Genomic DNA, 12,811 nt, shown 5'->3' with positions numbered 1-12,811 from the left:
ATAGTTTACCCAATAACGACCCCCCCCCCCCCCCGACAAGGGTCATGAAGAATGATCTCGGTACTTACCGCTGTTATCGTCAGTTTTCATATGTTTCACAAAGAACTGTTGTTGTCAAAGGTGAAAAACGAAAGGGGGATGATATCCCAAATCCCTAAATAACGGCGTTGGTGATAATGACGTCAATCAATCAAAAGGTCGACTTGATTGCCGACCTGGATATGGAGCAGTAATGAAAAGTAACAGTAGATTCATAAAAGTAATAGCGGCCATCTGCGTTATTCCGTCCATGATTGGCTTCGCGGCGTGTGGTTCGTCAGGTGGGTCCAAAGAGGAAACCGACAGCCAGGGCAATGTTGAACTGAATGTTTGGGCTTGGGAAGCCACATTGACTGATGCAACGAAGAAGTTTGAAGCCAAGTATCCGAATATAAAAGTGAAGTTGCGTAATGTCGGTTCGGGCAATAAGCACTATATTGCTCTGGACAATGCAATTCAGGCTGGATCAGGGGCGCCCGATGTTACACAGATGGAGTATCTGGCATTGGCCCAGTATGCCATCAACAAACACTTGGTAGATATTACTGACCGGACGAGCGGATTCGATAAATTCTACACACCAGGTACCTGGAATGCAGTGCAATGGGGTGGCAAGACCTATGGCTTACCCATGGACTCAGGACCTATGGCCTTCTTCTACAATAAGGAGGTATTCGACAAGAGTGGTGTGGACCCTACGTCAATCAAGACTTGGGACGACTACTACCAGGCAGCCAAGAAGATTAGGGCGACTGGATCGTACATTACCAGTGAAGAGGGTGATGGCGGTTTCTTCGAAGCTATGTCGTGGGCTGCGGGCGGTAAGCCCTATAAGACCTCGCAGGATGGCTCCGAGATCAAGGTCAATCTGACATCTGATCCCGGAGTGAAGACTTATGTTGATTTCTGGCAAAAGATGGTCAGCGAGGACTTGGTTGACACCAAGACTCCGAACTGGAGCGATGAGTGGTTCAGGAGCATGACGGATGATTCGATTGCGTCTTTGTTGATCGGTGCCTGGATGCCGACAAATATGGTCAATTCAGCCCCGGCTGGAGCTGGAAAGTGGCGTGTGGCAACACTTCCCACACCTGATGGGTCGAAAAGGAGTTCCGAATATGGTGGTTCGTCTTTGGCGATACTTTCTTCAAGCAAGAAGGTCGATGCTGCCTACAAGTATATCGAGTTCATAAATCACGATAAGGAAGGAATCAAGTCCAGGGTGGACGGTGGTGCTTTCCCATCGGATGAGGCTACACTTAAGTCCCAAAAGTTCCTGGAATCCACCAAAATAAAAAATTCCAAGGGTGAAGAAGTTGACTACTTTGGTGGTCAACAAATAAACAAGGTTTTTGCTGAAAGCGCCAAGAACGTTTCGACGGATTGGCAATTCCTCCCGTTTGAGGAATACGCGCGTGGGAAGTTCAAGGATTACATCAGTAAGGTATATTCCAATGGTTCACCCTTTAGTAAGGAGATGGCTAATTATCAAAAAGATTTGACAACCTATGCAGGTCGGCAAGGCTTCAAAGTGAAGTGACTTCAATCTCGGCTAAGTAAGCTCGGCTGCCCTTTAGAGTATTGACGACAAACAGCTCAGAACAAGATGCAGGTGCTCGGTCCCCATCCGTTGTTTACTATTTTAGGTCTGTGGCTATCAATGCTGTTATTACCCATGGGCAGGCGGGCTTTTTTGAATATGATGAACTAATGCCATGGTAACTAAGGGTATTAAAATTGTGGATAAAGGCTGTGCGTTTGTGTGCGTTTGAATATCAGTTCCGTTTCTTTTCTCTTTGCCCGGTCGCTCGTTCACTGACGATTAGCGACTTCTATTCGGGAGGGGAAAGGAAATTCTCTCTCCCCCCCCCCCCCCCCCCGGACATTCTTCGACTCCGTCACCGACCAAGGCCATAATAGAGTGATGGTATCCGATACTAGGTAGTGATTATGCTGAATCTCGAAGATGGGGTGTTGGGCTGGCTGTCAGAGGCCTGTGTAAAACAGTACTGAAGAGCATCCAGGAGGATTCGTTTCATGAGTAAATCTGAACTTCGTCCCTACCATTGGCCCAGTCACCTGAAGAAGCAGACATCCCAACTCTGGTACGGCTGTGACTACAACCCGGATCAGTGGCCGGAAGATGTCTGGGACGAAGACATCCGTCTCATGAACCAGGCCGGAGTCAACGTGGTTGCCCTGGCGGTCTTCTCTTGGTCGCGGATTGAGCCCAGGGAGGGTGTCTTCGACTTCGACTGGTTGGACCGGATTATCACCAAGTTGGGGAAGGCCAATATCGGAGTGAACCTGGCCTCTGCCACCGCATCGCCGCCCGCTTGGCTGGCCCAATCCCATCCGGAGATTCTCTGGAAGGACGAACGGGGAGATACGGTTTGGCCCGGGGCTCGTCAGCACTGGCGGCCCACCTCGCCGGTCTTCCGTACATATGCCCTGAAACTCTGCGAGGCCATGGCCGAGCATTATCAGAACAACCCCTATGTGGTGGCCTGGCATGTGGGCAACGAGTACGGTTGCCATAACCGTTTTGACTACTCGGATGACGCCATGCGCGCCTTCCAGCGGTGGTGCAAGCACCGTTACGGTACCATTGATGTGGTTAATGAGGCTTGGGGCACCTCCTTTTGGTCCCAGAGGCTCAACGATTTTTCGCAGATTCTCCCCCCGAGGTACATCGGTGCCGGGAACTTTCAGAACCCAGGCAGGCTCCTGGATTTTGAGCGGTTCAGCTCCGACGCACTCAAGGAATTCTTTATGGCCGAGCGTGACACGCTAGCCAAAATCACCCCGGACATCCCCCTGACCACAAACTTCATGGTCAGTTCCCAGGGGTTCACCCTGGACTATGACGACTGGGGGAGCCAGGTCGATTTTGTTTCCAACGACCACTACTTCATGCCGGGCGAGTCCCATCTGGATGAACTTACCTACTCTTCCGGCCTAGTGGACTCCATAGCCAGGCGGATGCCTTGGTGGCTGATGGAGCATTCCACCTCCGCGGTCAATTGGCGGCCGGTCAACCTCCGGAAGGAACCCGGGCAGCTGGTAAGGGATGCCTTGGCCCATCTCTCGCTGGGGGCGGACGCCATCTGCTACTTCCAGTGGCGTCAGTCACAGGCCGGTGCCGAGAAGTTTCATTCGGCCATGCTTCCGCATGCCGGTGAGGACTCACAGGTCTTCCGGGATGTCTGCGAGCTGGGCAATGACATGGAGGACCTCTCTGATGCAGGCTTGGCAGGAACCGTACTCGACAAGTCTCCGGTGGCCCTGGTCTTCGACTATGAGAGTCAGTGGGCCAGTGAGCACAGTTCGGTTCCCAGCCGGAACGTCCAGCACAGCACCGAGCCCTTGGACTGGTACAGGGCCCTTCTGGATCTGGGTGTCAGGGCTGATGTGGTCCCGGTGCGTTCCGGTTGGGATACCTATCCGTTGGTTGTTCTGCCCTCCCTCTACCTGCTCAGCAGGAAGACCTCAGAACGGCTGCATGATTACGTATCCAAGGGCGGCAGGGTCATCGTCACATACCTGAGCGGCATAAGCGATAACCATGACCGTATCTGGTTGGGTGGATATCCCGGCACCATCCGCGACCTTCTGGGCATCAGGATCGAGGAGTTCGCCCCCATGGACCGGAGCATCGAAGGCTCCATGGACCACCTTGACCTGACCAATGGAACCGTTGCCCACGACTGGGCGGACGTCATCACCTCCCTAGCCGACGACACCCATGTTCTTGCCAGCTACCAAGCCGATTCCTGGACGGGGATGGATGGTGTCCCGGCCCTCACCCTGCGCAACTGGAAGCAAGGGAAGGCGGCCTACCTTGGGTGCAGGCTGGGTCGAGAGGGGCTCAGAAAGACCCTGCCCGAGCTCCTGGAGGCCATGAAGGTGAAGGATCTCCAGAAGCCCGACGAGTCCCAAGGTGATCACTTACGTGTAGAGCGGGTCAGCGAGGACGGCCGCAACCGGTTCGTCTTCCTATTTAATCGCACCAGACATCCGGTGCAGGTTCAGGTGGAGGGCCAGGTCCTGGTGGGCTCGCTGACCGGCATCGACAAGGACGGCAAACAGGCCATTCTGCAGGTCAATGGCGCGCTGGTGCAGCGTGTGGTCGGCCATCGGCATTGAGCTGGTGAATCCTGTACATGCCGGCGAAGATCAGCTCGGGATCGTAGACCTCGATCAGGTCGGTGTCCTGTGAGAAGGTACGGCCCATGCCGCCCGTGGCCACCACATGGAAGTCACGGCCTATCTCGCTGCGGTACTGGCGGATGATCCGCTCCAGGCCGCCTAGGAAGTTGTAGTAGAGTCCGGCCTGCATAGCCGTTTTGGTACCCGTGGCCATGATGGTCTGAGGGCGGGTGATTTCCACCTGGGGCAGCTGGGCGGTCTGGCCGGCAAGGGCCTGGGCTCCCGAGCGGATGCCCGGTACGATCAGGCCTGAGCGGATGGCGCCCTTGGCGTCCACATAGTTGAAGGTGGTGGCCGTGCCGAAGTCGATGACCAGGACCGGCCCTCCGTAGCGGTGGAAGGCGCCCACGCAGTCAGCAAGACAGTCGGCGCCCAGGGAACGCGGGTCATCCAGCCGTATGTTCATGCCGGTCTTCACGCCGGGGCCCACCACCATAGGGTCGATGGAAAAGAAACGGATCAGGCAGGACCTGACGGCGTGCATGACCGCGGGAGCCACAGAGGAGATGATGGCGTCCTGCACATCCGCAGTCTTGTAGCCGGCCAGGGCCATGAGCTGTCCGAGCAGAAGCCCGAACTCGTCAGCTGTGTGGTCGATTCTTGTGGTCAGCCTGTAGGAGGCGGCGACCCGGTCGCCCTCCATGAATCCGACCTCAATGTTGGTGTTGCCGATGTCGATGGCCAGCAGCATGTCTCTTCCTCCCTGCCGTCGTCCGGGCGCGTGGCGCTTTTCGAATCCATCCTAAGCGCATAAGCCCTAGTGATGGCTTCGGGGAGTATGCTGGTGGGCGGTGATCGACCAGAATGGCGGTCAACCGCAGCATAAGGATTCGTCAATGAATGCAGATCGACACGGCACGCATGCGCATGGCAGCGTGACCGCGACAGATACAGACGCGGCCCAGGAGCCAGGCCCCAGCACTGACCCCGAACTCAACGCCAGAATCAGGCCCATGAGGTCGGGCGGCAACACCCTGCCCTGGAAGCTGCTCAGTCTCCTGCTGGCCCTGGCCTTGGCGTTCTCCCTGTGGACCGGGCATCGTGGAGCCGCTGGGCAAGCCGGGGGAGCAACCGTGGCGGACACGGTCACAGTGGGGCTCAAGCTGGCTCCCACCAATCTGGACATCCGCAACCAGTCGGGCACGGCGCTCGATCAGCTTCTGATCGGCAACGTCTATCAGGGCCTGGTGTCACGGGATTCCCGGAACCGGGTGCGTCCGGGCCTGGCCAGGACCTGGAATGTCTCCGAGGACGGACTGGTCTACACCTTCCATCTGCATGAGGGCATCCGCTTCTCAAACGGTCACCCTCTCCGGGCCCAGGACGTGGTCGACTCCCTTCGCGGGCTCATGGCAGGCCACTATCAGGGCAGCGAGATGCTGGAGGGCTTCCAGGGCGTTCAGGCTTTGGATCCGCTGACGGTGCGCCTGACGCTGTCCAGGCCCTACCAGGACCTGCTCTGGCAATTGAGCGGTCGTGCTGGCCTGGTCTATGACCGGCGGGCCCATTACGACATGAAGACCCAGGCCGTGGGATCCGGCCCGTATCTGCTGGAAAGCTTCCGTCCAAACGACTCGGTTACACTTAAGGCCGATCCGCACTACTGGGGCAGCGATAAGCCTAAGACGCAAACCATCATCATCCGTTACCTCAATGACGACAACGCTGCCGTCAATGCCCTGCGCAGTGGGGATGTGCAGGTGCTGGCTCCGGTCACTGAGAACCTGGCCAGTCCCTTCCGCAACAACCCCGACTTCCAGGTCAAGGCGGGCGACGACACCGACAAGTACGTCTTGGCTATGAACGGCAAGGGTGTTGCTACATCCGACCTGCGGGTGCGGCAGGCCATCCGCTATGCCATCGATCATCGGCAGCTGATTGCCTCCCGGGGCGGATCGGACAGTGCCCTGGGTGGACCCATACCCTCCCTGGATCCCGGCTATCAGGATCTGACCGGGCTCTACCCCCATGATCCGGAGCAGGCGCGGCAGCTTCTGGCCCAGGCCGGGTATGGTACCGACCACCCGCTCAAGCTACGGCTGACCTACGCCAACACCTACGGCAGCGAGTTGGGCGATCAGCTGCGCTCGCAACTGCATCAAGTGGGCATCGACCTGGACGTGCGGGTGGTGGAGTTCTCGGTCTGGCTGCAGGACGTGCATGCCAACAAGGACTACGACCTGTCACTGGTGGATCATGGCGAGAGCCACGACTTCCATCAGTGGGCCAACCCCAGCTACTACTACAACTATGACAATCATCAGGTCCAGGAGCTCTACCAGAAGGCCATGGCCACGACCTCCGCCGATGACTCCGACAGGCTCCTGGCCCAGGCCGCCCGAATCGTCAGCAACGACGCGGCGGCGGACTGGCTCTTCAATTACCGGGTGACCACGGCCTGGCGGACAGGGTTGGAGGGCTTTCCGGTCGATTTGAACCAGTCTCTCATGCCCTTGCACGACGTGACCTACAGGCGGGCATGACCATGGCCAGATTCCTGATGCGGCGCGTGCTGCTCTTCATCCTGGCACTGATGGGCATCTCCCTGCTGATCTTCCTGGCCCTGCGTATCCTGCCCGGGGATGTTGCCGCAGTCATGGCCGGGCTGGATGCCCCGGCTGGGCGCGTCGACCGGCTGCGTCGGCAGATGGGCATGGACCGCTCCTACCCGCGGCAGTATCTGGATTGGATCAGCGACTTTCTTAAAGGGGACCTGGGCAGATCCATTCTGACCAACCGTTCCATTGCCTCTCAGGTGGGCATCCGGGCCCAGATCACCTTCCCGCTGATTCTTTTGGGATTGGGCGTGGCCCTGCTGCTGGGTATTCCCCTGGGTTGTGCGGCAGCTCTGGCACGTTCGCCACGAATGCAGACCTTCAGCCACATGGCAGCCATCGTGGGCGGATCCGTGCCGGCCCTCTGGTCAGGGCTGCTTCTGATTATGCTCTTTGCCAAGGGAAGCGGCCTAATCGGTCTGCTGCCCTCCCAGGGCTTTCCTGCTCTCGGCTGGGCTCAGCCGGGGCATGCCCTGTCGTCCTTGATTCTGCCTGCTCTGTCCACCGGCATCATCGTGGGCGCCGGCATCATGCGGTACACCCGATCCCTCCTTACTGACATGCTCTCTTCGGGGTATGTGGACATGGGCATGGCCTGCGGGATGACCCGAACCCAGGCCGCCCTGCGCATCGGTCTGCGGCTGGCTTCCCCCCAGCTGGTCTCCGTGGTCGGGCTGACCATGGCCGAGATGATCACGGGGGTCATGGTCAGCGAGAATCTGTTTGCTCTGCCAGGACTGGGCTCCATGCTGATCACCGACGTGGGCAACCGGGATCTTCCGGCCGTTCAGTCCGAGCTGCTTCTTCTGGCGGCCTTCTTCCTCTTTCTGGGACTACTGGTCGACGTTATCCATAGACTGATCGATCCGCGTTTTCGAGGTGTAGTCAGGCAGGAGGTGGCTGACTGATGAGTTGGGAGCATGCAGACGGGCCTCGTCCAGGATCGAAAGCCGCTTTCCCCGGCCGACTGGGATTCTTCGTGCGGATGCGGGTGGTGCTGGCCAGCATGTGGCGCAAGGCCTCGGGGCGATACTCCCTGATCGTTCTGGCCATTTGGATTCTGGTCTCTCTGGTCTCCAGGTTCTGGACCCCGGTCCCTATCTGGAACACCGATGGTTATCGGATCTGGCAGGCCCCCAGCCGCGCCCACCTTCTGGGAACGGACGGTACCGGAGCGGACATCCTTTCCTGGCTGATGGCGGGGTCGGCCACCAACCTGGCCATCAGCCTTCTGGCTGTCATCCTGTCGGGCGTATTGGGACTTCTTCTGGTCATGGCCATGGTCTCGCGCCGTTCTGGAGTATCGCAGGCGGTCGTTGTCATGGTCGATGCTCTGATCTCTCTGCCTACAGTGTTGCTGGCCCTGATCCTGGCCGTCCCCCTGGGACCCAGCATCGTCGTGGTTGTGGTGGCCTGTGGATTCGGCTACGGACTCAACCTGGCCCGGATTGTACTGCCCCAGGCGCTCCTGGCGGCAGAGTCGGACTATGTGCGATCCGCACGACACAGTGGGGTCGGGTCCTTCAGAATCTTCTGCACCCACCTGGTGCCCAATGTCATTCCGGTTCTGTGCGTGCAGCTCTCCATGTCGGCGGGGACTTCCGTCCTGGCTGAAGCCGGGTTGACCTACTTGGGGGTGGGCGTTCCCTCCGGTCTGCCCTCCTGGGGGCATTCGCTGACCACTTCGGTCAAGTTCATCAACGTCTTCCCGCTGAACGTGCTCTGGCCCGGCCTGGTGGTCACCATGGTGGTGTTGGCTCTGAACCTGTTCGGTGATGCCCTGCGTGATGCCATCGATCCGGTTGCCAACCCCGGGCTCAGGGCCGCCGTGGCTGTCGCCGGGCGGTCCGCTCTTCACTTCGCGCGCCAGGAGACTTCTGCGCAATTGGATGACTCCGGTCGTCATGTCGAGAATGCGATCCATGCAGGCCAGGGAGGCAATGATGTCGCTGAGAATTGACGGCCTGAACCTGTCCATCAATGGCCGGACCATTCTTGACCAGGTGGACCTCAGAGTGGCAGACGGCCAACGGGTCGGCCTGATCGGCTCCTCCGGCTCCGGAAAGTCGATGATCGCCCGCAGTGTTTTGGGCATCCCACCGCTGACGGCCTCTCTATCGGGATCCATTCTCGTGGATGGGCTTCAGATTCTCGGTTCCGATGACCGGTCCCTGGCGGATTTGCGCGGCTCCCGGATGGGCATGATCTTTCAGAATCCCTCCACTGCCCTGAACCCGGTAAAGAAGATATACAACCAGGTCGAGCTTCCTCTTCGTCGCCACTATCGGCTGAGCGTCCAGGAACGGCACAGACGGGTCATGGAAATATTGGACCAGGTCGGGTTGGATGCGGATCTGGCCGGCTCTTATCCGCATGAGCTGTCCGGGGGCCAGCAGCAGCGGGCGGCCATAGCCACGGCCTTGGTCACCAAGCCCAGACTGATACTGGCAGACGAGCCGACCACGGCCCTGGATGCCATCACCCAGCGGCAGATTGTGGATCTGCTGGTTTCCCTGGTCGATCAGAGCGGGGCTTCCCTCCTGTTCATCACCCACGACTTCTCCGTACTGGCTCGGGTTGCTGATTACTGCTACATCCTTGACGCTGGGCGAGTGGTGGAAAGCGGGCAGACTCAGAGCATTCTGCACAGTCCCTGCAGTCCACAGGGCAGGACCTTGGTGAGGGCGGCAAGAGAGTTGACGCTGAGTGCAGATGGAGGCAAGCATGAGGCCGACTGACGGTGCACATACCGTTCCGATCCTGACAGGGAAGGGCCTGACCAAGGTCTATGTCTCCACAGGAAGTGGAACGGCTCGAAAGGCTGCGGTTGACGGCATCGATGTCTCCCTCCTGCCAGGGGAGTGCCTGGCGATCATAGGGGAGTCTGGTTCAGGAAAAACCACGCTTTCACGTCTGCTCCTGGGCCAGTTGAGGCCTGATGTCGGGCAGGTGGCGTATGGGGGCGGACCCGTACTACATGGTTCCCGGGCCGCCAAGGCACTTGTACGGGACTCTGCTCTGGTCTTTCAGAACCCCTTTGCCTCCCTTGATCCCCGGTGGACCATCGGCCGATCGGTCGCCGAACCTCTTCTGGCTGCCAGGCTCAGGGCGAGCAGATACGGCTGGCATCGATATCAGAGGGAGCGAGACCTTGCTGATCGGGTGGCCAAGGTCTTGTCAGAGGTTCAGCTTGACCCAGGCAGAATCATGACGGCTTATCCTTCAGATCTGTCTGGCGGCCAGGCCCAGCGGGCGGCCATAGCCCGGGCCCTGATCGTCGAGCCCCGGATACTCTTGGCCGATGAGCCAATGAGCGCCATCGACGTCTCGGCACGCGTCGGAATTCTCCATACCCTTCAATCCATCATGGCCCAGTCCAGGCAGCAGAGCGATCCGTCCAAGGGCATGTCCTTGATCATCATTTCCCATGATTTGGGGGTGGTCCAGCACATCGCGGACAGGGTCATGGTGCTTAGCCAGGGGAAGGTGGTGGAAGAGGGGCCTGTGAGGACCATCCTCAATCACCCCAGTCAGTCCTATACTCGTCAGCTACTGGCAGCTGCAACCCTATAGGTACCGGGACTTGTCCGGCATCCGGGCAAGCAGAATTACATGAGGGCATGCCCGTCCTTGCCGGATAAGAGAGGGCGGCGGGGGCATATGTGCGGAGCAAGCGGGCAGATTAAAACAGCACCTGATTTGACGGTTGGGAAAGCAAATCGTAGACTATTGGTTAGTTACTCAAGTAACTAAGTAATAAACAGCAGTAAAGGTCCTGACTCGACGCCCTGAATCAAGGCAGATAAGGCGGTCAAACGATGGCGATCGAAATACCGGATGGTCGGCCTGTTTTTGTGAAAGTGGCAGACCGGTTGGCCGAAGCCATAGCCGAGGGTCTGGTCGCCGAAGGTGAAAGGGTTCCCAGCACCACGGAAATCTCGACCGCCTACCAGATCAACCCGGCCACTGTCCTCAAGGGGATGAACCTGCTGGTCGACCGGGGTCTTCTGGAGAAACGGCGGGGGCTGGGCATGTTTGTCACTGCCGGTGCTGGGCGGAGCGTTCGTGAGCGCCGGAGGAACGAGCTCCTGAACGGAAGGTTCCAGAATCTGGTCGAAGAAGCCAAGTCTCTGAACGTATCCCGTGAGGACCTGGACGCCATCATAGAAAGGGTCTACCAATGAGTCTGACAGTTTCCAAGGTAGACAAAGCGTACGGAAAGCTGAAGGCCTTGGATGAGATCTCGCTCTGCTTTGAGCCCGGCAATATATACGGACTCTTCGGGCGGAACGGGGCCGGCAAGTCCACCCTGTGCAACCTGATGACGGGCAGGATGCTTCCTGACCATGGGCTGGTCCACCTTGATGGGAGCGATCTGGTCAACGACTCAAGAATCGTTCGCCGCGTGGCCTTGGTCAACGAAACCTGGCCCTATCCATCCAGACGGCGCATTAGACAGGCATTTGCCATGGCCGAGGGGTTTTACGGCGGTTTCGACTGGCCCTTGGCTGAGAGTATTCTTAAGAGCTTCGCATTGAGGCTGACTGACACTTTTGCCTCCCTTTCCATGGGGCAGCGTCAGGTGGTCAAGGACGTCATCGGACTCTGCCTGCCTGTGGAATATCTCATTCTGGATGAACCGATGACAGGAATGGATGCGGCGGCCAGGGAGAGGATCTACTCCTTCCTTCTGGAGTCCTATCAGCGCCGCGGACCGACCATTATCATCGCTACCCATATCATCAACGAGGTCAGCCAGCTCATCTCCCGCGCCACGATCATCGACCAGGGGCGGGTCCTGCGATCTTTCAGCGTGGATGATCTGTCAGGTCTGGGGACCACTGTCACTGGCCGTCCGCGTGACGTGGAGGGCTACCTTGCACAGGGCGACCCGAAGCTGCTGGGCAGACAGCGCATCGGCGACCTGCTGCGCGTCAGCTTTGAGGGTCCGGTGCCCGACGAGCAGCCCAAGGGGCTTATTGTCGCCCCCATGGACTTGCAGACCTACTTCGTCCAGATTACGGAAGGTGCGGCACAATGAGTAACACGCAAGTTGCAGAGACGGTAGGAACGAAGACCAAGCCGGGGTCAGACAGCCCCGACCTAGGTGCCGGACCTGCTGAAGGCTGGGCTCAAATCAAGCGCTTCCTGTCGCCTGCGGTGCAGACCCGTATGGCCCTGCGCGTACAGGTGACGCCGAGGCTGATCGTCTTTTTGATTTGGGCCCTCGTCCTCGCTCTGGGGGTTATGGGGTTTATCCCCTTGAGTTCTGGATTCACCGGTCTATTCACCGAGATGGTGCTCATGGCCACCGCCTTTGTCTGCTCACTGACGACTTTTCGGCCCCTGGTCTCCAACGCCGTGACCCGTTCCACAATCGCATGGACCCAGATCATCTCCAATGTGGTCATGGCCCTGGCGACAAGCACTTTCATGATCGTGGTCGCGATTATCAGCAGCCTAGGCCAAATCGGATGGATGCCCTTTACGGAAAGTTACCAAAGGTTTCTCGTACAGGGCTGTTCGCCTTGGAGACTGACTCTTGATCCCTGGAGTGTGTCATGCTTTAACCAGTCGTATGCCCAGCAGCCGTCCCGTTGGCTGGCTCTGGCGCTGCATGTCTTTATGGTGCAGGTAGCCTTCGTTCTGCTTGGCCAGGTGCTGGGTGACCTGGCCGCCCGTCTTGATCGAAAAGGCAGATGCCTGCTGTTGGCAGGACTGTTGATTTGTGTTGGTTTCTGGCATTCGATTTCCGGCTGGAATTTCTGGGGATGGCAGCAAGCGGCGGTTCAGATCATCAACCTTATGCGTGGCCATTGGATGTACAAGACCTTGAGCCCCTTCATGAATACGGACCTCTGGGGATACTTCACCGTGTATGTGCTCTGGCCCCAGGTGGTCTTCACCCTGGTCTTCTCCGCCATGTGCGTCCTCTTCAGCTACTGGCTCACCAGCCGTCGGCAGCTATCGGCCATCCAAGGGTTCAGCATTCTGGGTTAGTGCCAGGA

11 protein-coding genes are annotated in these 12,811 nt (G+C 58.4%); 10 read left to right on the top strand and 1 reads right to left on the bottom strand.

Annotation, left to right across the window (positions count from 1 at the left end; genetic code table 11):
- The first annotated feature begins 232 nt into the window (after positions 1 to 232).
- Together ACNAOV_RS06440 and ACNAOV_RS06435 are read left to right on the top strand one after the other, a co-directional pair.
- Positions 233 to 1,579 (top strand): ABC transporter substrate-binding protein, encoded by a 1,347-nt coding sequence (locus ACNAOV_RS06440; RefSeq protein WP_416517078.1) that lies wholly within the window; start codon positions 233 to 235, stop codon positions 1,577 to 1,579.
- Between the two features lie 497 nt (positions 1,580 to 2,076).
- Complete coding sequence (locus tag ACNAOV_RS06435) at positions 2,077 to 4,185, top strand: beta-galactosidase (protein ID WP_416517077.1); 2,109 nt, start codon at positions 2,077 to 2,079, stop codon at positions 4,183 to 4,185.
- Here ACNAOV_RS06435 and ACNAOV_RS06430 read toward each other — a convergent pair.
- Positions 4,142 to 4,939: a type III pantothenate kinase gene (locus ACNAOV_RS06430; RefSeq protein WP_416517076.1), complete on the bottom strand. Its 798-nt coding sequence runs from the start codon at positions 4,937 to 4,939 to the stop codon at positions 4,142 to 4,144. The genes ACNAOV_RS06435 and ACNAOV_RS06430 overlap by 44 nt on opposite strands.
- Before the next feature lie 145 nt (positions 4,940 to 5,084).
- Here ACNAOV_RS06430 and ACNAOV_RS06425 point away from each other — a divergent pair, with 145 nt between their 5' ends.
- From ACNAOV_RS06425 to ACNAOV_RS06390, 8 genes are all read left to right on the top strand, one after another.
- Positions 5,085 to 6,731, top strand: a complete 1,647-nt coding sequence (locus ACNAOV_RS06425; RefSeq protein WP_416517075.1) for an ABC transporter substrate-binding protein — start codon at positions 5,085 to 5,087, stop codon at positions 6,729 to 6,731.
- A 2-nt stretch (positions 6,732 to 6,733) separates the two neighbouring features.
- Entirely contained in the window at positions 6,734 to 7,711 is a 978-nt protein-coding gene (locus tag ACNAOV_RS06420) for an ABC transporter permease (RefSeq protein WP_416518169.1), read from the top strand.
- Complete coding sequence (locus ACNAOV_RS06415; RefSeq protein WP_416517074.1) at positions 7,711 to 8,763, top strand: ABC transporter permease; 1,053 nt, start codon at positions 7,711 to 7,713, stop codon at positions 8,761 to 8,763. Before ACNAOV_RS06420 ends, ACNAOV_RS06415 begins: the two co-directional genes overlap by 1 nt.
- Positions 8,747 to 9,541 carry an ABC transporter ATP-binding protein gene (locus ACNAOV_RS06410; protein ID WP_416518168.1) on the top strand — a complete coding sequence of 265 codons (795 nt, stop codon included), beginning with the start codon at positions 8,747 to 8,749 and terminating at the stop codon, positions 9,539 to 9,541. Before ACNAOV_RS06415 ends, ACNAOV_RS06410 begins: the two co-directional genes overlap by 17 nt.
- The gene (locus ACNAOV_RS06405) at positions 9,528 to 10,376 is read left to right on the top strand and encodes an ABC transporter ATP-binding protein (RefSeq protein ID WP_416517073.1); all 849 of its coding nucleotides are present in this window, start codon (positions 9,528 to 9,530) and stop codon (positions 10,374 to 10,376) included. The genes ACNAOV_RS06410 and ACNAOV_RS06405 overlap by 14 nt, the downstream gene beginning before the upstream one ends.
- Before the next feature lie 245 nt (positions 10,377 to 10,621).
- The gene (locus ACNAOV_RS06400; RefSeq protein ID WP_416517072.1) at positions 10,622 to 10,987 is read left to right on the top strand and encodes a GntR family transcriptional regulator; all 366 of its coding nucleotides are present in this window, start codon (positions 10,622 to 10,624) and stop codon (positions 10,985 to 10,987) included.
- On the top strand, positions 10,984 to 11,844 hold the full coding sequence (locus ACNAOV_RS06395) for an ATP-binding cassette domain-containing protein (RefSeq protein WP_416517071.1): 861 nt from the start codon (positions 10,984 to 10,986) through the stop codon (positions 11,842 to 11,844). The genes ACNAOV_RS06400 and ACNAOV_RS06395 overlap by 4 nt, the downstream gene beginning before the upstream one ends.
- The gene (locus ACNAOV_RS06390) at positions 11,841 to 12,803 is read left to right on the top strand and encodes a hypothetical protein (RefSeq protein WP_416517070.1); all 963 of its coding nucleotides are present in this window, start codon (positions 11,841 to 11,843) and stop codon (positions 12,801 to 12,803) included. The genes ACNAOV_RS06395 and ACNAOV_RS06390 overlap by 4 nt, the downstream gene beginning before the upstream one ends.
- The last annotated feature ends 8 nt before the right edge of the window (positions 12,804 to 12,811 follow it).

The organism is Bifidobacterium asteroides, from assembly GCF_048001765.1.
Lineage (GTDB): Bacteria > Actinomycetota > Actinomycetes > Actinomycetales > Bifidobacteriaceae > Bombiscardovia > Bombiscardovia asteroides_K.
The sequence above is the reverse complement of the archived record's forward strand: the minus strand, read 5'-3'. Positions and strand labels throughout refer to the sequence as shown.